At 22.7% G+C, this 24,063-nt stretch carries 19 protein-coding genes and 2 tRNA genes; 7 read left to right on the top strand and 14 right to left on the bottom strand.

Annotation, left to right across the window (positions count from 1 at the left end):
• Positions 1-40 precede the first annotated feature (40 nt).
• The 6 genes from BUCISPPA3004_RS00255 to fliF form a co-directional block, all read right to left on the bottom strand.
• The gene (locus BUCISPPA3004_RS00255) at positions 41-673 is read right to left on the bottom strand and encodes a hypothetical protein (protein ID WP_154048754.1); all 633 of its coding nucleotides are present in this window, start codon (positions 671-673) and stop codon (positions 41-43) included.
• A gap of 115 nt (positions 674-788) precedes the next feature.
• Positions 789-1,013, bottom strand: a complete 225-nt coding sequence (locus BUCISPPA3004_RS00250; protein WP_154048753.1) for a hypothetical protein — start codon at positions 1,011-1,013, stop codon at positions 789-791.
• A gap of 237 nt (positions 1,014-1,250) precedes the next feature.
• On the bottom strand, positions 1,251-2,615 hold the full coding sequence (locus BUCISPPA3004_RS00245) for a FliI/YscN family ATPase (RefSeq protein ID WP_172598684.1): 1,365 nt from the start codon (positions 2,613-2,615) through the stop codon (positions 1,251-1,253).
• A 14-nt stretch (positions 2,616-2,629) separates the two neighbouring features.
• Positions 2,630-3,319, bottom strand: coding sequence for a FliH/SctL family protein (locus tag BUCISPPA3004_RS00240; protein ID WP_154048751.1), 690 nt, complete (start codon positions 3,317-3,319; stop codon positions 2,630-2,632).
• Between the two features lie 9 nt (positions 3,320-3,328).
• Positions 3,329-4,309 (bottom strand): FliG C-terminal domain-containing protein, encoded by a 981-nt coding sequence (locus tag BUCISPPA3004_RS00235; RefSeq protein ID WP_154048750.1) that lies wholly within the window; start codon positions 4,307-4,309, stop codon positions 3,329-3,331.
• Positions 4,306-5,994: a flagellar basal-body MS-ring/collar protein FliF gene (gene fliF / locus BUCISPPA3004_RS00230; protein ID WP_154048749.1), complete on the bottom strand. Its 1,689-nt coding sequence runs from the start codon at positions 5,992-5,994 to the stop codon at positions 4,306-4,308. The genes BUCISPPA3004_RS00235 and fliF overlap by 4 nt, the downstream gene beginning before the upstream one ends.
• Before the next feature lie 175 nt (positions 5,995-6,169).
• Here fliF and BUCISPPA3004_RS00225 point away from each other — a divergent pair, with 175 nt between their 5' ends.
• Entirely contained in the window at positions 6,170-6,442 is a 273-nt protein-coding gene (locus BUCISPPA3004_RS00225; protein WP_172598683.1) for a flagellar hook-basal body complex protein FliE, read from the top strand.
• 252 nt (positions 6,443-6,694) lie between these two features.
• On the opposite strand, the gene gltX is transcribed toward BUCISPPA3004_RS00225, so the two are convergent.
• Entirely contained in the window at positions 6,695-8,110 is a 1,416-nt protein-coding gene (gltX, locus tag BUCISPPA3004_RS00220; RefSeq protein ID WP_154048747.1) for a glutamate--tRNA ligase, read from the bottom strand.
• Positions 8,111-8,262: 152 nt separating this feature from the next.
• On the opposite strand from gltX, the gene BUCISPPA3004_RS00215 reads away from it, so the two are divergent.
• Positions 8,263-8,335 (top strand) — tRNA-Val (locus tag BUCISPPA3004_RS00215).
• A 5-nt stretch (positions 8,336-8,340) separates the two neighbouring features.
• Positions 8,341-8,413 (top strand) — tRNA-Lys (locus BUCISPPA3004_RS00210).
• 37 nt (positions 8,414-8,450) lie between these two features.
• Here the strand turns inward: BUCISPPA3004_RS00210 and ligA are convergent.
• Complete coding sequence (gene ligA / locus BUCISPPA3004_RS00205) at positions 8,451-10,223, bottom strand: NAD-dependent DNA ligase LigA (RefSeq protein ID WP_154048746.1); 1,773 nt, start codon at positions 10,221-10,223, stop codon at positions 8,451-8,453.
• Positions 10,224-10,663: 440 nt separating this feature from the next.
• Between ligA and BUCISPPA3004_RS00200 the strand changes: the two genes are divergently transcribed.
• On the top strand, positions 10,664-11,110 hold the full coding sequence (locus BUCISPPA3004_RS00200) for a PTS glucose transporter subunit IIA (protein WP_154048745.1): 447 nt from the start codon (positions 10,664-10,666) through the stop codon (positions 11,108-11,110).
• Positions 11,111-11,264: 154 nt separating this feature from the next.
• On the opposite strand, the gene BUCISPPA3004_RS00195 is transcribed toward BUCISPPA3004_RS00200, so the two are convergent.
• Positions 11,265-12,512, bottom strand: coding sequence for a multifunctional CCA addition/repair protein (locus BUCISPPA3004_RS00195; RefSeq protein ID WP_154048744.1), 1,248 nt, complete (start codon positions 12,510-12,512; stop codon positions 11,265-11,267).
• Positions 12,513-12,718: 206 nt separating this feature from the next.
• A complete protein-coding gene (tsaD, locus tag BUCISPPA3004_RS00190) occupies positions 12,719-13,747 on the bottom strand; it encodes a tRNA (adenosine(37)-N6)-threonylcarbamoyltransferase complex transferase subunit TsaD (RefSeq protein WP_154048743.1) in 1,029 nt (342 codons plus the stop codon).
• Between the two features lie 227 nt (positions 13,748-13,974).
• Here tsaD and rpsU point away from each other — a divergent pair, with 227 nt between their 5' ends.
• From rpsU to rpoD, 3 genes are all read left to right on the top strand, one after another.
• On the top strand, positions 13,975-14,190 hold the full coding sequence (gene rpsU / locus BUCISPPA3004_RS00185; protein ID WP_154048742.1) for a 30S ribosomal protein S21: 216 nt from the start codon (positions 13,975-13,977) through the stop codon (positions 14,188-14,190).
• An 84-nt stretch (positions 14,191-14,274) separates the two neighbouring features.
• A complete protein-coding gene (dnaG, locus tag BUCISPPA3004_RS00180; RefSeq protein ID WP_154048741.1) occupies positions 14,275-16,044 on the top strand; it encodes a DNA primase in 1,770 nt (589 codons plus the stop codon).
• A gap of 188 nt (positions 16,045-16,232) precedes the next feature.
• On the top strand, positions 16,233-18,074 hold the full coding sequence (rpoD, locus tag BUCISPPA3004_RS00175; RefSeq protein WP_154048740.1) for an RNA polymerase sigma factor RpoD: 1,842 nt from the start codon (positions 16,233-16,235) through the stop codon (positions 18,072-18,074).
• Between the two features lie 820 nt (positions 18,075-18,894).
• Here rpoD and argH read toward each other — a convergent pair.
• The 4 genes from argH to BUCISPPA3004_RS00155 form a co-directional block, all read right to left on the bottom strand.
• Positions 18,895-20,277 (bottom strand): argininosuccinate lyase, encoded by a 1,383-nt coding sequence (argH, locus tag BUCISPPA3004_RS00170; RefSeq protein ID WP_154048739.1) that lies wholly within the window; start codon positions 20,275-20,277, stop codon positions 18,895-18,897.
• A gap of 41 nt (positions 20,278-20,318) precedes the next feature.
• Positions 20,319-21,533 carry an argininosuccinate synthase gene (locus BUCISPPA3004_RS00165; RefSeq protein ID WP_154048738.1) on the bottom strand — a complete coding sequence of 405 codons (1,215 nt, stop codon included), beginning with the start codon at positions 21,531-21,533 and terminating at the stop codon, positions 20,319-20,321.
• A gap of 22 nt (positions 21,534-21,555) precedes the next feature.
• Positions 21,556-22,350 (bottom strand): hypothetical protein, encoded by a 795-nt coding sequence (locus BUCISPPA3004_RS00160; RefSeq protein ID WP_154048737.1) that lies wholly within the window; start codon positions 22,348-22,350, stop codon positions 21,556-21,558.
• Between the two features lie 239 nt (positions 22,351-22,589).
• Positions 22,590-23,471: a methylenetetrahydrofolate reductase gene (locus BUCISPPA3004_RS00155; RefSeq protein WP_154048736.1), complete on the bottom strand. Its 882-nt coding sequence runs from the start codon at positions 23,469-23,471 to the stop codon at positions 22,590-22,592.
• Between the last annotated feature and the right edge of the window lie 592 nt (positions 23,472-24,063).

Genomic DNA, 24,063 nt, shown 5'->3' with positions numbered 1-24,063 from the left:
AAAAATAAATATGCTTAAAAAATTATATAAATTAAAAAATTTATTTTTGTAAATCCCCCAAAATATATTTAGGAAAATATATTTTTAATCTATTCTGATGATTATTAACATAAATTAGAAAAGTAAAACACACATAAGAACTAGATATAAAATTACTTGATAATAAATAATCCTGTGTAATATACTTACCTGTATTAATGATAGAAGAAGAAATTTTTTTTAAAAAAGTTGTATTACAAATAAAAAAAATTTTTTCTAGCAATACATCTAGAACAGTCATTTCATTTTTAGTTAATTTTAAATTACTACATTTTATGTTTACACACATATTATAATTTCCAAATATATTTCCTATAAACATAGAAGCAAAAACTCGTGAAATTAATATCAAACATTCATTGGAATGAACATTTAAAAAAAAATTTTTACCAATAAATTTTAAATACATCTGATGTAAACATACATGATTATATTCTACACTACTAGTATAAAAATCTATGTTTACATCATGATAAAACCATTTATTAAATTTTTTTTTTAATAAAAAACAAAAATCAAAAAATAATTCTTTAAAAAATAATTTTTGTTTTTTTAAAAAAAAGTTAATAAAATGTTTACGGTGTAAAACATGCATTATAGATTTTTTATATAAAAATTTAGATTGTCTAGACATAATATATAACTTTTTTGTTTATAAAATATGAAATAATTATTCCTAATAAAAAAATTATTTTATATATAATATCATAATTTATATTTGAAAGAACTAAAAAAATTAATAATTTTATTCATGTTCGATGTAAAAAATCATAAATATTTGAACATGTTAAACTATCTTCACGCTGATTTGTTAATATTTTTTTTTGTACAATACGATTCTTGATACGTAGTTCTAATTTCTTCCAAGTTTCTAATTTTAAATATAATTTATGATGTATAAATAATCTATTTTTAACTTTTTTTTTAAAATAGTTTAAAAAAATATGTTGCTGAAAAATAAATTTTTTTAACATCAGCAAAAACTGTATATAGACCTTAATTATATATTGCGAACCTCCAAGGAAAAATTTTTCATATAAATATACATTATATTGGTCATAATATTTATATAATTGTGATAAATATTGCTGTATTTGTTTTTCTTTATTTTTATAAAATTTTACATAATGAATATTTTTTTTAATATCTATTTTTGTTTTTTTTTAAACATATAGATACGAGAAATATTATATATCATATATATCACCATTTTATATATTAAAATTTTTTAATAATTTTGACAATTCAATAATTGATTGAGTATAAGTGCAACATTCTAAAAAATTCTGTTGTAAAAATTTTTTCAAAATCGGCCATATACTTATTGCTTCATCTAATAATTTATTATTACCGGAAGCATAAACACCTAAATTAATTAAGTCACTGTGATGATGATAACATGAAATTAATTTTTTTAAATATATAGATTTTTTGTAATGATCGTAATTTACAATTGAATGCATAGATCTACTAATAGACTTTTCAATATCAATTGCTGGATAATGTCCTTCTTCTGATAAAATATGTGATAATACTACATGTCCATCTAATACAGATTTAGCTATATCTAAAATAGGATCATTATATTCATCTCCTTCAGTTAGAACGGTATAAAAAGAAGTAACAGAACCACGACCATTACTATTTACATTACCTGTTCGTTCAATTAAATAAGGAATATTAGAAAAAATAGAAGCAGGATATCCTTTTAAAACAGGAACTTCATACATTGCATTTGATATTTCTCGATATGCCATAGCATATCGTGTCAACGAATCAACTATTAACAATACATGATTATTTTTTTTACAAAAATATTCTGCAATTGATGTTGCATATTGAACTGACTGAATTTTAAATATAGGAGAAACATCTGCTGGAGAAACAATTACAACAGATTTTTTTAAACTATTAAAACCTAAAACATTATCAATAAATTCCTTAACTTCTCTGCCTCGTTCACCTACTAAAGAAACCACAATTACATCTGCATCAGTATATCTAGACATCATCCCGAGCAACATACTCTTTCCTAAACCAGGTTGAGAAAATATACCCATTCTCTGACCTCGTCCAACTGTTAATAAACTATTAATCGCTCTTACACCAGTATCTAAAATTTTAGTAATAGGAATTCTTTGCAAAGGATTAGTAAATGATTTAAAAAAACTAAAAGATTTTTTTTTTGATTTAATCTCTCCAAAATCATCTAAGGGATGACCAAAACCATCTAATATGCGACCTAACAACTGCTTTCCAAATGGAAATTTAGTATATGTAGAAATATTACGATTGACATGATATCCTGCAAAAACTTTAGATCCCGGAAAAATACCATCTAAACTTGTAATAGGTATTAAAAAAATAATTTTTTCTTTAAAACCTATAATTTTACACACTACTTTAGACAATTTTTCACGATACATACGTTCTACAAAACAAAAATATCCTACGGGTAAATATATTCCTGTTGCTTCAATAATTAAATTATTAACACTTAATACTCGACCATATGAAAAATCACGAGTAATAAATGATATTTTTTTTTCAAACTTGTTGATTCGATGAAACCACATATTTAATACACCATTTATATATCTTTATCTAATGAATTAGCTGCATCATTAATTCTAAACCAAAAAGATGACAAAGAAGCATCTATTTCTTCTTTAGCAGTAATAATACGATAACTGTAAATATCTATTTTTTTATCGCTAATAACAGTCCATTTATATTTACTCATTAAAAATCCAAATTTATTTATTATAGTTCGATAATGATCAGGGTGAACATGTAATTGTAATTTCTGAAATATATATCTTGATTGTTTAATGAGCTTTTTTATTCTTTTAATCAAATACTGCTTATTAACTGATAATACATCATCCAAAAAAATTTTTGAGATACGTAATACGATATTGATCAAACGTTTCGAAAAATTACAATTAAATTTCTCAATAGCAGTTCTAAATTGTCTAAGAAGATTTGAAAGCTGTACTTGAATACACTGTTCGGTATTTTTTAAAACAGCATCACAAGAATAATTAAATCCTTGCATCCAGCCAATATAATATCCTTTTCGGTACCCGTCTAATAAACCTTTTTGATACCCTTTCTGATATATATCAGAATATGAAGAATTATTTTTATTCTTAATAAAATCAGATCGCTTTAAAGTTTTATCTTTTTCAACGTTTTGAGTACCTATCACATGAAATATTTTTTTAGATTTTTTAAAACGCCATGTTTTCCATAAATTATTATTAGTAAAAACTTTCATATACTATGCCTACTCTGATTTTATGATAATCTTATTATTCCGTATAAATCTTTTAATATTTTTAAGTAATAATTTTTTTTTAAAATAAATAATATTATAAGCAATTGATTTATTTAATAACATTGTTTTTTTAAAATACTGACATTTCTTATATGACATATTATAAAGAAATTTTTTTTGAACAGATTCATCGATATTACACAAGAAAACGCATAAATGATCTATATCTGTATTATCTATGATATATTTTATACTACTATCTTCAATATATATTATATCGTTAAAATTAAAATATTTACTTATTAGTTTATTTAAAATATTTTTATCTTGAGTATTAATTTTACAAATAAACTGAACAATGCTATCTTGTACAAAATAAGATAATATATATATAATTTTATTGATTCTTTCTTTTTCTACTAAAGAAGATTTTTGTGTGTATAAAAACATACAAATAATTTTATTTAATTCTAAAAAACCAGAAGAATGTAAACCAGTAAAATTTACCATATGATTTAAAATGTTTAATCTGTTCTGTGTATTAAAAAAAGACAAAATATCAGTTGTTAGCTTTTTATTCATATGCATTAACAATGCTGTTACAATATTTAAATTCTCATTTTTAATTAATAAAAAAATATTTTTTGCTCCTAATTTTTCTAACATAGTAATATTATGAATAAAATCGTTTTTTATTAAACTTTTTTTAAATAACTTGCGAGATAAATCTAAACCTAAGGTATGATCTATAATTTGTGATATATGATTTTTAATATCAAAATTAACAATTTTATTTTTTTTTAATAAATCATAAAATTCATAAAGTACTGTATCGGTATATTTTAAAACATTAGCATCTAAAGCTAAAATTGCATCAATAAAACTACTAATTTCTGAATTAGTAAAATTTTTTAAAACTGCCGCCGAAGTTTTTTTGTCCATAGATATTAATAATAAAGCACTTTTCTGTATACCGTTTAAACAAATCATTTTTTATTTATCCAATAACGTATCACTTGTTCAATAATTTTTGGATGTTTATCTAAAAAATCATGCTTAACGAGACAATGATCTTTATCAGCACAATCGTTTTTTTTATAATTTAATTCATCAATACTTGCACAATTATAATTTTTTGAATTTTTACTAATCTTACTAACTGTTGTTAGGGAATTTTTTTTCTGATTATCTATCATAATAATTTTCAATAATATAAAAATAAACAAAAAAATAAAAAAAAAAATGATACAAAAAAACAATAAATGATTCATATTTAAATAATTATATACAGAAAAAATATCATGATTCGAAATAATATGTGAAGAAAAAAATCTATAATTAATTATATTAATGCAATCACCTCGGTGATCAGAAAAATCTATTACTGATTTAATTAATTTTTCTAAATCTTGTAATTCTTGAAAAGAACAAGGAACATATATCCCTGCATCATTTTTTTTATAATTTATCAATACTGTAATATTTAAACATTGAATATCTAATTTACTTAAATCAGAAAACAAATCATCAGCACGATTATCTATCTTATTAGGATTTATTAATTTGTCATTAACATTATGAATTGTATTCATGTTACTAGACAACATATAATTATTTATATTGATGATTTTTTTTTTAATAGTTGAATTAATTTGACTAATATTGTTCATTAAAATTTTTTTGGTAATTAATGTACTTATTTTTTTCATCAAAAATAACTTATGTACAATACTACTGGAGAACATATTCTTTTTATTATTTAAAAAAACATCTGACATATCATCTAATAGTTTTTTAGATTGACCGTTAGTACTATTTTTTTCTATTTTAACATTATTAATAATAGTATTATTTTTTTTTATTTTGGCGCGCACATGTACAATAAAATTTTTTGATCCATACATAGATGTTAATAAATTATTAATATGGTCACAATAATATTGTTCTAAAATATTAATTTTTTTATATTTATTATTATTAAAAAATCTAGAATAATTTAAAGTAAATTTATTTAAAATATTTCCAAATTGATTAACTACAATAATATTATCAGCAGATAAATTTGGTACACTGCCTGATATTAGTAGAGCAATAGCATCTATTTGTTCTTCAGTTAATTGTGTATCTGGAAAAACAGTAACAACTACTGAAGCTGATGGTACCTGATCATCTCTAAAAAAATCAGTATCTTTTTTACACACCAAATGTACTCGAGCATGCTGAATTGGAAATATGCACTCTAATGTTTGTGATAATTCTCCTTCTAATCCTCGATGATAATTAACATGTTCATGAAATTGACTAATACTAAATTTTTCCTTATCGAGTAACTCAAAACCATCATTTTTTTTTATTACATCTTTTTTATTCATTAAAGAAAAACGTAATTCATCAATTTTATCTTCAGGAACTAATAATTTTTTAGAAGAATGATGGAACTGATATGAAACATTCATGTCTTTTAATTTAGATATCACCCATTTTCCATCAATATCAGACAAATTATTGTACAATACTACATAATTAACTTTATTCATCCAGAATAAAACTGCACATAGAAAAAAAATCACTACTAAAAAGCTAGTGATAACAAATTTTGTTTTATGTGATATAAAAAACAAAAAATACTTCCATTTTTTTTGTATTTTTGAATACAACATATTTATAAAATCCATACTTTTTTCCTAAAAAATAATTGTTATATAAATATGAAAATGTACGAACTAACAATCATAACAATAAACATATATAATAACTTAAAAAATGTTTAAATATGTAATAATATACTATATTTATATGTTAATATAAAAATTATATTATAAAAATAATATGCAAAATAGGACATATTTTATGAAAATAAATGCAATACAACCACAATTAATCAAAACAATAGCTTCTGCATCACACCCAAAAAATATAAAAAATAAAAATTTTTTAAAAATATGGAAAAATACACTACCTGAATTATTAGATACCAAAAAAACAAAAAATAACATAGAAAAAATTAACTTAAAAAAAACAAAAATAAAACAAAATAATCAAGAATATAAAATAAATATGTTATTAAAAATACAAAATAAATTAATTAGTTTATACGAAGAAATAATGAATATGCAAATTTAAACCATAAAAAAGCTATTTTTATTAAAAATGCGGCAAAAATTTTCTTTATTAATTCGATTAATATCACGTAATATAATTACATGTTTATTATATGTACATATTATATGTTTAGTACAACTAAATATACATAGTAAAATACTACTATCGTGTTATATATAAATATATAATATGTATCTACTTTATTTAATTTAATTATATTTTCTATATCTAATAGAAACAAAAATCACACTCAAAATATATAATTGTATATATTTACTTATACATTTTTAATTGTATATACTTAATAAAATTATGTATTCGTAATAAAAATGTATTTTTTCCTAAATAAAAAACTATGGTAGAAATATTAGGTGTATGAGCTCGTCCAGAAATACCGATTCTAATTAAAGTCGCTACATCTTTAAAAAATACATTAAATTTTGATACAGATTGTTTAATTAAAAATAAAATATTTGATTTATTCCAATCAGTTAATAAACAAAAATTTTTATGTAAAAATTTTAATATCTTAATATTAATAATACTACAATATATTTCAATATTATTAACGTCAAACAAATTAATATCTTTATAAAAGTAAACATATGAAGATATAAATTCTTTTAAAGTATTATGATGTTTTAAAAATTCTTTTAATAAACCACGAATATCAATTTTATTATCCAAAAAAATTTTTTTCTTATTCATGTAAGAAACTAAGTAATTGTATGTAGTCTCAATTGGTAATTTACTTAAATAATAATGATTCAACCATAAAAGTTTTTTATCATTTACAATACTTGGTGACTGACTTATATTTTGTAAATTAAAATAATTTTTCATGTCTTTAACAGAAAAAATTTCTTGATTTTTATAAGACCAACCTAAACGCAATACATAGTTTAAAATTGCTTCAGGAATAAATCCTGCATTAATATAACTAGAAATACTCATTGAAGTATTTCTCTTTGATAATTTAGCTCCGTTAGAATCTAAAATCATTGATGCATGTGCATATTTTGGAATAGGAGCATTTAATGCATTCAATAAATTAATTTGTCTAGGAGTATTATTAATATGATCTTCACCTCGAATTACATGAGTAATATTCATTTTCCAATCATCAATTACAACACAAAAATTGTATGTTGGCATACCATTAGATCGCTGAATAATCAAATCATCTAATTCATAGTTAGATATAGATATATCACCTCTAATCATATCAGTAAATTTTACTACCCCTTCAGAAGGATTTTTAAAACGTACTACAAAAGGAATATTAGATTTTTTAAAAATACAATTATTATTTAAACATTTTTGATCATACTTTGGCTTTTGTCTATTCAGAATTTGAATTTTTCTTAACGTATCTAATCGTTCTGGTGAACAATAACATTTATATGCAAGACCTTTTTTTAACATAAATAATATTATATCTTGATATATTTCTAAACGATGACTTTGATAAATAGGCCCCTCATCCCACAATAACCCTAAATACGTTAAACTATTCAAAACATCTGAAACAAAATCACTACTTACTCTTTTTGAATCAGTATCCTCAATTCGCAAAACAAATGAACCATGGTTTTTACGAGCAAAAAGCCATGCATATAAAGCTGTTCGTACACCACCTATATGTAAAAATCCTGTAGGACTAGGAGAAAATCTAGTTTTAATTTTCATAAAGTACTCAAATTATTAATCAAAATAGTCAAAAATATTTATAAACATAATATATATATATAATATTGTATATTTTTTAATCAAATAAACAAATATATATAAAATATATATTGACTCATAATATATCTGTTCTACAATATAGTTATATATACGGGTGATTAGCTCAGTTGGTAGAGCTTCTCCTTTACACGGAGAGGGTCGGCGGTTCAAAACCGTCATCACCCATAAAAGGGTCGTTAGCTCAGTTGGTAGAGCAGTTGACTTTTAATCAATTGGTCGCAGGTTCAAATCCTGCACGACCCATATTATCTGCTAAATAACTAAAAAACACACTTAAATATCAATCAGAAACAAAAAAAACATTTAATTCATCTATCAATTTTAGTGTAATAAATAAATTATTTTCATTTTTTAAAAATGTAATAATTGATTTAGATATATTTATACCAATACCTTTAATATTTGATACTGTTTTAAAATCAGTATTAATAAATTTGATAGCTGATTTATAGTATTTAGATAAAATTTTTGCAATAGAAACACCAACATCTAGAATACCTAAAGCACAAATAAACTTTTCTAAACGAACGTTTTTAGAAAAATTAATGTTATTAATAATTTTACTTGATAACTTTTTTCCTATACCTGGTACCATGCGTAGTTTATCATAAGTCAAAACAAAAAAATCAACAGGAGTATGTAAATATCCATAATTTATTAATTTAATAATGTTTTTTTGACCTAAACCTTTAATATATATGCCAGATTTTGAAGAAAAATATATCAATCTCTGTAATTTTTGTGCCGGGCATAAAAAATTAGAAGGACAATAGTATCTAGTGAAATTAAAAGAATGTAATAATTTTGAACCACATGACATACAATATTTTGGAAAAATAATTTTTTTGGCAAATTTATCTCTTTTATTAATTAAAACAGTCCTAATTTTAGGAATAACATCTCCTGCACGATAAACTTTTATATAATCATGAATACAAATCTTTAACTTTTTTAGTATTCTGAAATTATATACAGACGCTTTACATACTGTTACTCCCGAAATATTTACTGGTAAAAAATGGGCTACAGGAGTAATCATTCCTGTTCTACCAATTTGAAATGTTACATTTGTAATTTTTGTTTCTACATCTTGAGAAAAAAATTTTAAAGCAATAGCCCATTTAGGATATTTCTCTGTATAACCTAATTTTTTTTGTAAAACAATCGAATCTACTTTTATAACTATACCGTCTATCTCAAAATCTAATTTTGATCTTTTAATACATATTTTATTGTAAAAATTAATAATATCCACACTGGTATTACATAAGGAATAATTTTTATTTATAGGAAATCCCCATTTTTGAAGTTGCATTAACCGATCATAATGACTATTAATCCTTTCATTGGATGCAAAAACACCATATCCATATACAAAAAACATCAATTTCCTTTTTTTAGCAATACGAGGATCTAATTGACGCAACGAACCAGCAGCAGCATTACGTGGATTAGAAAATACTTTTTTTTTATTTAACATAGAAAATTGATTTAAAACTAAAAAATCAGATTTTTTAATAAATACTTCTCCGCGTATTTCTAAAATTTCAGGAATATTATTACCTACTATGTTTTTTGGTATCGAAGTAATAGTATAAATATTATTTTTAATATTTTCTCCAATCCAGCCATCTCCTCTCGTAGATGCAGAAATTAATATACCATTTTTATATAATAAATTAACAGCTAAACCATCTATTTTAAGATCACAATAATATTTTATATTATTAATAGAATTAAAATATTTTTTTATTTTTTCATCAAAACATATAATTTCAGATATTTCATTAGTACTTTTCAATGATAACATAGGAGTTTTATGTATACATTCAGAAAAAATATGCAGTTTTTTACTTCCTATTTGTTTTAATATAGGATGTTCTACTTTTAGCAAATTATTTTTTCCGTACTTTTTTTCTAATTTAACTAACTGATTACGTAATTTATCATACATATAATCCGATATTTCTGAAGTATCTAGCGTATAGTACATGTAATTATGATATTTTAACTGTAATCGCAAATTTATAATTTTATCATATATTGATTTCATCATATACACCTGTATAAATAACTATAAAATTATAATAAATCATAATATATAAAATACTTGTTTTACAAAATATATAAAAGTGAATTTATTGTTTTAACGTGGTATAATTATGAAAATATTGTTATAATTTGATCTTTGTACACATCAATATAATTGAAAAATATTATTAATATCAAGAAATCTTTGATTATACGTTCTGTTTTTTTAAAAAAACTCTTAAAAAAATTAATAATACATATACCTATATTAGTAATTATTATAAAAAATTATAATTCCTTACATAAAATTCTCTATATAATATATATTTATACTAAAATATACATAAAAATGCATAGATAAAAAACTAAAATAATCAATTACATTTAAATAAATGAAATTACTATCATCAAAAAAATTAACCATAATTATACATTAAAATAATAAATCAACAAAAATAATATATGAATAAAAAAAAAAGATATATTTTATCACCAATTACTGGAATTATTCAAAATATTTTTGACATAAAAAATACTATCATAAATCAAAAAAAAATAATAATTCATTCTAATAAAAAAATAATTGTATCTCCATGCAATGGACAAATAAAAAATTATTATCCTAAAAAAATAAAATTTATAATTCAATCTGAATACGGTGCACAAATTGTAATAAAAAATAAAATTTTTAAGAAAAAAAATCAAAAATATGCTTATATTCCAATTAATAAAGAATCTATAAACATTTATGCAGGAAAAATTTTATTTTTAATAAATAATACTAATTTGCATGATCAATCTATATATCTCGAAACAACAGTTAACATTATATGCAAACAGAAAATTAATAATTTAAAAAAAAAATCACATAAAATACAAGCAGGAATAACAGTATTAGCTTTTATATAAAATATAAATTTTATCTATATACTATTATGTACAATAAACATACAAAATATATTTTTTAATAAAATTAATTAATATGTTTTTTTTATAAAATTTATAAAAATATTAAATATATTTAAATATAAAAAAATAACATTTATTCTTAAGCGGTCATAAATTATAAAAATATTTTAAAATTTTTGTTATTTTTTCTCCATTTATTTAAACTATCTACTCGCAAACGATATAATTCATGTTTAATAGCAATTCCCCGAAATAATTTTGTATCTATACACGCTTGAACCGAAATATCTTTAATCACCGAAAACATAGATATTAACAATTTTCCCAAAACAAAAGAATTATTTTTAATATTATAAGTAGTAAAATCATAAAAATCTAAATACATCAATTTTTTTAATCTATCAGGTTTTCTCCATACATCAACAATATCAAAAAAATCAACAATTAATGTAGAATTTTGAATTTTAATAGTTTGTAAAAATTTATGAAAACCGCATACAATAATTAAAATTTTTTGTGTCTCTTTAGGAATTTTTAATCGCATACACAAACTTTTTATTAAAAAAATAGGTTTTTTATAAAAAAAATAATGTTTAATATCAATTTCTGAAACAGAATAAATATAACTTATAAATTGTAAAAAATAAGAAAACCTAATGTCAACATCAGCAGTACATTTAGAAATTCTAGATAGTTCCATTAAACTTAATTGTAAAATATTGACATAATTACAATGAAAATCAAAAAAACTAGTTTTTCTGTAAAAAAAATTAATTTCTGGAAATAAATAAAACAAAGCATTACAACGATGTAAAATTTTAAAATAAACGTGAGGATTACGTGTACATAATCCTTTATACGTTTCCTTCCAAATTCGTTCAGGAGTTAAATATAATAATTCTTTTTTTTGGCAAATCAATTTCATTAATGTCAAAGTTTCTGATGCAATATAAAAACCTAAATGTGACAATGTTGCAGCAAATCTCGCTACACGTAGTACTCTTACAGGATCTTCGACAAAAGAAGAAGAGACGTGCCGTAAAATTCTTTTTTTAATATCTTTTTGACCGTTAAATAAATCAATGATGTTTCCTTTTTTATCTTGAGCAATTGCATTTATCGTCAAATCACGTCTAATTAAATCTTCTTGTAGAGTAATTTTTGAAGAAAAATCAAATAAAAATCCAGAATATCCAAAACCACTTTTTTTTTCTGTTCTAGCTAGAGCATATTCTTCACGTGTTTTTGGATGTATAAAAACTGGAAAATCTTTTCCTACTTGTAAATATCTTTTTTTTAACATTTTTTCAGATGTACTTCCTACAACTACCCAATCCCGATCATGCACGGGAAAACCTAATAAACGATCTCGAATAGCCCCACCAACTAAATAAATTTTCAAAATACCGCCTATAAAAATAACATAAGTACATTAAAATATATTGATAATAAAATTATAAAAATCTAAAATTTGTAACTTTATAAAATAAAGTAATATTTATTTATATAAATAAATATATATTTTAAAATAGAAAAAATAACTATCTTGTTTTTCTATATTTAATTTTTAAAAATTAATCAAAAAAAGTTCACATAAAGAAAAATTAATTAAATGCTATCATTAATCAATAGAGCAGGATATACTTTTATGGATTTATCACAAGAAATTAAATTTGAGCTATATCTCAAAAAACCTACATATGCAATCATAGCAGCATTATCAGTACAAAAGATTTCTTTAGAAAAAAAACCTTTTATATTATTTTTTTTTAATAAAATTTTCATCTTTTTTCTTAATAAATTATTTGCACTAAAACCACCACACACCAAAAAATTTTTTAAATTATTTTGTTGAATAGCAATATTACATTTTATTATTAATGTATCTACTACAGCTTCTTCAAAAGAAGCAGCTATGTTATATTTTTCATATGATAAATTAGAACATTTTAAGATAACATTTTTAACATGTGTTTTTAATCCAGAAAAACTAAAATTCAAATTAGACTGCTTGATCATAGGCCTAGGAAAAAAGTATTTTCCAGTTTGACCGCGTATTGCCAGATAAGATATTTTTTTCCCTCCTCCATATCCTAAACCCAACAACTTTGCTATATAATCAAAAACATGACCAACAGCATCATCTAATGTTTTACCTAATACCGTATATTGACCTAAATTATCAACTTTAATTATTTGTGTATTCGCTCCAGATACCAATAGAGCTAAAAAAGGAAAAGAACAGTTTGTTTCAGTTAACATTGCTGAAAATAAATGTCCTTCTAGATGATTGACAGCAATACATGGAATATCTAAAGCTAAAGATAAAGTATGTGCAATTGTAGCTCCTACTAAAAGTGAACCCACTAAGCCCGGCCCTACTGTATATGCAATCGCACAAAAAACATTTTTTTTAATATTAAACTTATCATCAAATAAATATTTTTCACAAACTTTTTTAATCAAAAAAAATAAATTATCTAAATGAGCCCGTGCGGCCAACTCAGGAACAATACCATGAAATTTTTCATGCACATTATTTTGATGCAAAGTAGAATGAAATATTAAACCTAATTTTTGATCATATATAGCCACGGAAGTATCATCACAAGATGTTTCAATTCCTAATATCCACATATATTCATCCATTAACGTAATTAATTTTATCAAAGTTTATTAAATATATATTATCTATCTAATCATGTACTATATGTATGATATAATTTTATATCATACATATAAAAACTATTATCTAGATATTAAACTATAATATCTAGTAAAAATTTATATAAAACTATATCCGAAAAATACTATCACTATCATATTTATGATAAATTAATTAAATAAATATTATGGAAAATACCATGCCAATTATTAAAATAAGAGACAACGAACCCTTTGATGTTGCTTTAAGAAGATTTAAACGATCCTGTGAAAAAGCCGGTATTTTAGCTGAAATACGCCGTAGAGAATTTTATGAAAAACCTACAACAAAAAGAAAGCGAGCAAGATCATCAGCAATAAAAAGATTAGCTAAAAAAATAGCTCGAGAAAATGCTAAACGTATCAGAATGTACTAAAAATTATTACTTTTTTATATCCTAAAAATATTCAGACCGTCTATTATAAATAATAACGGTCAAAAAAATTCAATAAAATATACAATGATTAAAAAAATATACGGAAAAATTCCTCAAACATTTATTCATGAATTAATAGAACGTACTGATATAATAGAATTGATTAATAAATATATTACTCTGAAAAAATCTGGAAACAATTATAAAACATTATGCCCTTTTCACAATGAAAAAACACCTTCATTTGTTGTCAGTCCACAAAAACAATTTTTTTATTGTTTTGGATGTGGAATACATGGAAATGTAATAGATTTTTTAATGAAATATGAAAAATTAGATTTTTTAAATAGTATTATTGAATTAACTACTTTAAACGGTATTAATATTTCATTTCTTCGAAATAAATGTGAATTAATAAAAAAACATTCTTATAAAAATAAGATTCATCATATACTATGTCAGATATCTAAAATTTATATAAAAAATTTATTTAATTTACCGAACAAAGCATACCAATATTTGATAAAAAGAGGAATCAACATAACCACGATAAAAAAATTTTCTTTAGGTTTTGCTACCTCACATAATTATCAAATTACACATTATATACAAAAAAAATACACTAATAGATCTATTATAATGGATTGCGGTGTAACTATTCAAGATAAAAAACAAAAATTATGTGATCGATTTAAAGAAAGAATTATTTTTCCAATAAAAAATAAATATGGTTATATTCAAGGTTTCGGAGCTAGAGTATTAGCTAAATATAATCATCCAAAATACTTAAATTCACCAGAAACAATAACATTTCAAAAAAAAAAAAATCTTTATGGAATATATGAATTAAATTGTTATAATCCTAAACCCGAAAAATTATTAGTTGTAGAAGGATATTTGGATGTTATTTCTTTGGCACAATTTAATATTAATTATTCAATAGCGTTGTTAGGAACAACAATTACACAATATCAATTAAGAATGTTGTTTAAAATCAGTAAAAATATTATCTTTTGTTTTGATGGTGATCATGCTGGTAAACAAGCTAGCTGGATTGCATTAAATTTATCATTAAATTTTTTATATGATAACTATACAATAAATTTTATGTTACTACCAAAAAATGAGGATCCTAGCAGTCTTATTATTAAAGATGGCAAAGAAAAATTTGAAAATAGAATTAAAGATTCTAAAACATTATATTCATATTTATTTAAAAATATTTCTAGTAACATGAATTTAAGCTGTATTAATGACTGTATAAAATTGAGTCAAATAACTATTCCTTTAATAAAAAAAATACCTAGTCGAACAGTAAGAATTTTTTTAAGAAAATTATTAGGAAATAAAATTGGAATACTGGATACTTATCAATTAAAAAAACTGGTTACTGTACCATACAACAAAAAAGATCAAAAAATACACAAACCATTCAAAATTACTACCATGAGATTATTAATTAGTCTAATCCTTCAAAATCCAAAATTAGCTCAAACAATTGAAAAAATAGAAAAAATTAAAAAATTTAATATAATTGGAAAAAAAATTTTAATAGAATTAATACAATTAATTTGTAAAAAAAAAATACTTAAAACAGGACATTTACTCGAATTTTATAGATATACTCCATTAGAAAAAATTTTTAAATACTTAAGTACATGGGAATACATGGTTAAAAAAAATAAAATAGACTCTTTAATACAAGAGTTAGTACGTAATTTAAAAATACAACATTTAGAATATCAATATAATCAATTAATTGCTTTAGAGAGAAAATACGGCTTAAATCTTATAGAAAAAAATAAATTATGGCATATAAATAAAAAAATAATAAAAATTAAATACAATAAATAATCATCTAGTTAAAAAAATTTATCTGATATTCAAAAATATCAAATAATTTATATTATAAGATAAATCGTAATTTATTAATATACAATAACATATATATTAATATTATAAAATACAGTTAATTTTATACTTAAAAAATATATATTATTTACTTATTAAACAAATTAAGCAACATAAATGGATGTCATCCTATGAAGAAAAAACCAAAATCACAATTAAAAATGTTAGTTTCTCATGGAAAAGAACAAGGATATTTAACATATTCAGAAGTACACGATCATCTTCCAAATGAAATCACTGATTCCGATCAAATAAAAAACATCATCCAAATGATAAAAGATCTCGGAATTCATGTAGTGGAAGAAGCACGCGAGATAGAAGAAATTATTATTAATACAGCGCCTACTGATACCGATGAAGAAACGGCAGAAGCAACTGCTCAAGTATTATCAAATGTTGAAACAGAAATTGGAAGAACAACTGACCCTGTACGAATGTACATGCGAGAAATGGGTTCCGTAGAACTCTTGACTCGAAAAGGAGAAATAGATATCGCTAAAAGAATTGAAGAAGGAATTCATCAAGTACAATCCTCTATATCTGAATATCCTGAAGCAATTTTATATTTGCTAAAGCAATATACTCGAGTAGAATCAGGAGACATCAGATTATCCGAATTAATTACAGGTTTTATAGATTTAAGTATAAAAAAAACCATCTCTAATACTAGAGATACTCCATTAACTAATGTATCCCAAAATAAAAATGAAAAAAAAAAGCAAACTACATCAATAGAAGAAGCAGTGGATGATTATAACCATATTGATCCTAAATTAGCACAAAGAAAATTTTTGCAATTAAAAAAACAATATCATACTGTCCATAAAACTATAAAAAAAAAAAACAGAAATCATAAAGATTCCATTACTGCAATTCATGAATTATCCGAAATATTTAAACAATTTAGACTAGTTCCAAAACAATTTAATTATTTAGTAAGAAGTATGAGGAAAATGATTAAAAAAGTTCGAATACATGAAAGAAAAGTCATGAAATTATGCATAAGAAAATGTAAAATGCCTAAAAAAAATTTTATACAACTATTTAAAGGACAAGAAACTAGTAACTCATGGTATAATATAGCTATTCAAAAAAAAAAACCATGGTCTGATAATCTATATATAGCACAAAAAGAAATATATCATAGTATAAAAAAACTACTGAAGCTAGAAAAAAAAACAGGATTGACTATTAAACAAGTAAAAGATATAAATAAAAAAATCTCTCTAGGGGAGGAAATGGCTAGAAGAGCGAAAAAAGAAATGGTAGAAGCAAATTTAAGATTAGTAATTTCTATTGCAAAAAAATATACTAACAGAGGATTACAATTTTTAGATCTCATTCAAGAAGGTAATATTGGATTAATGAAAGCAGTTGATAAATTTGAATATCGTCGAGGTTATAAATTTTCTACTTACGCAACATGGTGGATACGACAAGCTATTACCAGATCTATAGCTGATCAAGCGAGAACTATTCGTATTCCTGTACATATGATTGAAACAATTAACAAGTTAAACAGAATTTCTAGACAAATATTGCAAGAAACGGGAAGAGAACCTACGCCAGAAGAGTTATCGGAAAAAATGTTAATTCCAGAAGAAAAAATAAGAAAAGTATTAAAAATTGCAAAAGAACCTATTTCTATGGAAACACCTGTAGGAGAAGATGATGATGCACATTTAGGCGATTTTATCGAAGATACTAACCAAAAATTACCTTTAGAATCAGCTACGTCAGAAAGCTTAAAAACAATTACTAATGATGTTTTATCCGGATTAACAGAGAGAGAAGCAAAAGTATTAAGAATGAGATTTGGAATTGATATGAATACTGATCATACATTAGAAGAAGTTGGAAAACAATTCGATGTAACCCGTGAAAGAATTCGTCAAATTGAAGCAAAAGCACTTAGAAAACTACGTCATCCTAGTAGGTCGGAAATATTAAAAAGTTTCTTAGATAATTCTTAAGTGTATGTTTATACATAAAAATTAATAAAAAAAATAAAAATCTAATAAAATTAGACGTATATCAATATATACATAAAAACAAAAATACTATTTTATTTTAAAAAAAATAAACACACAAGTTATATATATATCATAATTTAACCAGTATTTAATCCTAAAAAAATACATTCATCAAAGTGATAATGCGTTAATAAAATAACATTTACAAACAACATGTATAATAAATATTTTTATATATTTTATATCTATTTGATGCATGTATATAAATAAAAAATTACACAAAAAATATTTCATTTATTATTAATAATAATAAAATATCTAAAAAACCATCTAAAATTATTAAAATATATTAAACAATTTTATTTAATAAATTAAAAATATTATTTATAATAAAATAAATAACTTTAAAAAATGTCCAAAAACAACAAAAATAATTGTCTTTATATTTTACATAAAATTTATTTTAAATTAATAATGATATTTTAAAAACCATATATACTCAATATTTAATTATTTATAAAAATCTTAAAATAATATTTTTTATTTATATAAATAATATTTATATAATCAAAAACTATATAATAGTATCAAAAAAATCCTACTTCATCATTATACATCGTAAATGATGTAAAAGATTTTATATATTATGCATATATATCATATATATTTATAAAAATTTTATTAAAATAAAATTAAATTATGTTCAAAAATTTCTATATATCTAACATAATTTTTAATAACATCACGCGATATTTAAAATATCGCGTGATACTAACAAAATATTTTTATCATAACATATATTATAAAAAATATTCTTTATTTATGAAAGATGAAGCAAGCGCTTTTTTACTGCATCTAATGAATGTTTAATTTGTTTCGGAGATACTCCACCAATTGCATTTTTTCTTTTTAAACATGACTTTAAAGTTAAATATTTATATACATCTTGTTCTATAGTCACGCAATATTTTTTAAAAAATAATAAATCTAATTCTTCTAAATATTTATTTTGACGAATAGCTTCTACAACAATTTTTCCGACAATATGATGGGCATCTCTAAAAGAGAGTCCTTTAACCACAAGATAGTCGGCTAACTCAGTAGCATTACTATACCCTTCTTGTGCTAATTTTTCAGAACGTAGTTTATTTAATTTTAAATTATTTAATACAATACAACTCATATCTAAACATGTTATCCAGCTGTCTATTCCTTGGAATAGATATCTTTTATCTTCTTGAAAATCTTTATTATAAGATAATGGTAATCCTTTTAACAAGACTAAAATAGAAAATAAAGAACCATACACACCACTACACTTACCTCGTATTAACTCTAAAACATCTGGATTTTTTTTTTGTGGCATCAAAGAAGAACCAGAAGTTATAGAATCGGATAATTCAATAAAATTAGCTTCACCAGAATTATAAAATATTAAATCTTCTGAAAAACGAGACAAATGCATCATGCTAATCGCTGCTGCAGATAAAATCTCTATAATAAAATCTCGATCAGATACACTATCTAAAGCATTTTTTGTACAATCAGAAAAATCCATAAGCAAAGCTAATTTTTTTCTATTAATATCCCAGGAAGTTCCAGCTATAGCTCCACATCCCAAAGGAGAAAGATTCAAATTTTGAATTACATGTAAAATTCGTAGTCGATCTCTTTCTAACATCTCAATGTATGCTAAACACCAATATGAAAATGTAATTGGTTGAGCTCTTTGTAAATGTGTATAACCAGGAATGATAGTATTTTGATGTAAATATGCTTGATTTAAAAAAATACGCTGCAACTTAACAATTTTTTTTAAAATAATCTTTGATTTTCTTTTACACCATAATTTTAAATTTGTAGCAATTTGATCATTACGACTTCTACCTGTATATAATTTTTTTCCAATAGAACCAATTTTATCAATCAATAATTTTTCTATCCAACTATGTATATCTTCTGCATCTGATATTACTATTTTTTCAACATTATTAATGTATTTATTTAAAATCCAACATAATGTTTTTTCTATCAACTGTTGTTCTTGATTAGTTAATATTTCGACATCCAATAATATTTTTGACCATGCTATAGAAGACTTTATATCATCTTGTATTAAACGATAATCAATACGTAAAGAATTATTAAATTTTTTAAATTTTACATTAGATGCTTCAGTAAATCTTCCACCCCACAAAGACATATATTTACCTCATTCAAAATATAAAATTAATACATAATATGCTATTTTCTACTATTTAAAGCTCGAATACGTGACGGCAAAGAGAATAAACGAATAAAACCCTGCGCATCTAATTGACTATAAACGTCATCTTGACTAAAAGTAGCATATTCCTTAGAATATAATGTATTTTGTGATTTTCTTTGTAAAACTGTTACAGATCCTTTATATAACTCTATTATTACTTCACCTGAAATACTATTTGATAAAACTTCAGAAGATTGTTGAAGCGATTCTCGAATCGGAGTAAACCATTTTCCGTCATATATTACTGAAGACATATCTAAAGATATTTTGTTTTTCCAATACATACTATCTCGGTCTAATATTAATTGTTCTAAACCTCTTAAAGCACAGTATATAATTGTACCACCAGGAGTTTCATAGCAACCCCTAGATTTTATTCCGATAAGACGATTTTCTATCATGTCAACTCGTCCAATAGAATGCTTACTTCCTATTTTATTAAGTTTTTTTAAACATTTGTATGCATTTAAAGATTCGTAGTTAACTTGTTTAACACAACCTTTCTCAACCAACAAATGTATTTTTTCTGGTTTATCAGGTGCATCACTAGGATTCCGAGTCCATACCCAACAACTATCATCAGGAGCATTCCAGGGATTTTCTAAAATTCCTCCTTCAGTAGATACATGAAATATATTTTCATCACGACTATAAATTTTTTCTTTAGTTACACTAGTAATAACATTTTTTTCAAGTACATATTGTAAAACATCTTCTCTAGATTTAAATTCCCATTCTCTCCACGGAGCTATAACAATTAAACTAGGATTAAGTGCGGAATATGTTAATTCAAAACGAACTTGATCATTTCCTTTTCCAGTAGCGCCATGACTTAATCCAATTGCATTAATTTTATTAGCAAAATCTACTTGAGCTTTAGCAATTAAAGGTCTTGCAATAGCAGTACCTAAAAAATATTGTCCTTCATAAATAGAACCCATCTTTAACATAGGAAATACATATTGCTCTACAAATTCATTTTTCAAGTCGGCTATGTAACAATCAGATGCGCCAGAGCTAATAGCCTTTTCTTTAATATTATATAAATCTTGACGAGATTGACCGATATCTGCAACAAATGCAATTACATTAAAATTATAATGATCTTTTATCCATGGTATGATAGCAGAGGTATCTAATCCCCCAGAATAAGCTAACACCACTGTTCTTTGAATATTATTTTTCTTCATATAGTTTATTAACCTGTTTGTGTTATTCTATGATTCTGGTTCCAATTGATTGTCCTTCAAATAAATTCAATAAATCATTTGGATTATGCCAACTAGCTATCTCGACTGATTTTTTTAAATATTTAGATACTATCATAGCAGACTGTAATTTAATGATCATACCATCAGTAACTATACCTGCATTACACAAACTATATACTTCTTCACAAAAAATAGTGGGAATTCGTTGTCCTTTACCATTTAAAACAGCGCGTACATCAGTTAATATAACTAAACGACCATTAAATATAATAGTTAATATCATAGCAACTACATCAGAATTAATGTTAAAAAAATTACCTTCTAAATCTAATCCAGAAGAAAAAATAAAAGGAATAAAACACTGACTTAAAAAAAAAGAAATAATTTTTATATATTTTAATACTTCTTTTTTATTTTGATTTAAAAATTTTTTAATAACTGAATACTCATTACTTAAAGTTCTTAAATAACTAAAAAAATCTGGCAAAAACATACTATATCCTGCAATACCATATTTTTTAGACCAGGCTAACAAACGTACATTAACTATATTTGGTATTATAGAATGCAGTAAATTTTTAGTATTTAATTGTTTAAAAGAAAAAAAATCATTATTCCGCATATATAAATCAGATTTAGAAAAAATAAAATTACTACACATTCCGCTACCATTAACTAATATTATATTGGTATTAGTTGATATACTGTATATATTTAATTCTTTAAATAAACGTTGAATAGCATTATTGCTATGTAATAATATACCACCTATTTTAACTACTAAAGGACCGTCCATTATTAAAACCTTATATTTAATACTTAATATTAAAGTTTATAAAATTTATTAAAAATATTGTTCATTAATATGAATATTATTAAAAATAAAAATCTATTGTATCTAACTTAAAAAATGCTATATATACAATTATATTTAATATCTGAATAATAAATATAATTTAATTGATATTAACAACAATTTATTTAAAAAAACGTTAAATATTATATGTTAATTAACACAATTAAATTATTCGTTAACTAGATTAGACCTAATTGATGACAAATTTTAAAACTTAAAGTAGATTGATTTAATGTATATAAATGAAAATTTGTAACACCTTCGTTATATAAACTAATAATTAAATTAACAGCAATTCTAACACTTAAATCCATACATTGATTCAAGTCATCTTTATATTCGTCAAAAGCACTAAAAATCCATTTAGGTATATAAACATTAGTCAGACAAGAAAATCTTTTCAATTGATTAATATTTAAAATTGGTAATATTCCGGGAATTATAGTAATTGGTAAACCCATATTAATACAATTATCACGAAATCTTAAAAATTTTTCTACACTAAAAAAAAACTGTGTAATAGCTTTTTTTATACCTAAATCTGCTTTATTTTTTAAATTAATTAAATCCTCTTGTATATTACAAGATTCAGGATGTAATTCAGGATATGCTGCTACTAATATTTCAAAATCATGTATCGACTGTAGTAATTTAATTAAATCATTAGCATATATTATTTTTTGAGAATATTGATCTGGTAAATCGCCACGAAGAGCGATGATGTGTTTAATACCGTAATCCCAATACTTACGAGCAATATTCTGTATTTCTGACTTATTTAAACCAATAGTTGTAAAATGTGCAAATACATTCACTTTAGTTAAAGCGCGAATTTTTTGTACAACAAAAAATGTTTTATCTCGATTTTTTGCGTGTATACTATTTGTAACTGAAAAAAAATCTGGATGAATTTGATTTAATACACATATTGAACGTAATAATTTTTCTTCTAATTTACTGTTTTGTGGTGGAAAAACTTCAAAGGAAACTCTAATTTTATTTTTTAAATGATATGATTCATAATTATATGGCTTATTACTATCTTTAATTATATATATCATATATACCCTAATTATAATTATTTAAAATCAATATTATTATAAACAATAAAGAACTATTATTATTTGTAATAATAACTACAAAAATATAGTGTATAAAACTACGCATAAAAAAACTTACTCAAAATAACTGTAATAACAGTTACAAACTGTATAAGATAATAATTTAATTAAAATAAAATTTTAAAAAAAATATATATAATGTCATAAAAAATCTTGTATTTATATACAAATACAATGTTTATTGTTATTTCATCCACTAATAATATCTATTAATAAATATTCCTGTCATATATTTAAGAATAAAAATAATATATTTATTTAAATTTTAAAATACTCTTTATTGATTAAAAAATAAAAAAAAATTAGATCATTTCCATTAACAATTATAACATTTATTGAACTATTTAAATACTCGAAATATATTTACATATTCAATATAAAAAATTTTTTTAATTTAATATACATATATATTTTTTTATTTAAAATAAATAAATCTTCTAAAACATAATTTTATTATTATAAAGCTAACTTAAAAATTTCTTGAGTTTATAAATATTATCATAATCTAAAATAATTATGTTTTTACAAAAAA

Origin of the sequence: Buchnera aphidicola (Cinara splendens) (assembly GCF_900698975.1) — a bacterium.
Classification (GTDB): Bacteria; Pseudomonadota; Gammaproteobacteria; order Enterobacterales; family Enterobacteriaceae; genus Buchnera_F; species Buchnera_F aphidicola_AI.
The sequence above is the reverse complement of the archived record's forward strand: the minus strand, read 5'-3'. Positions and strand labels throughout refer to the sequence as shown.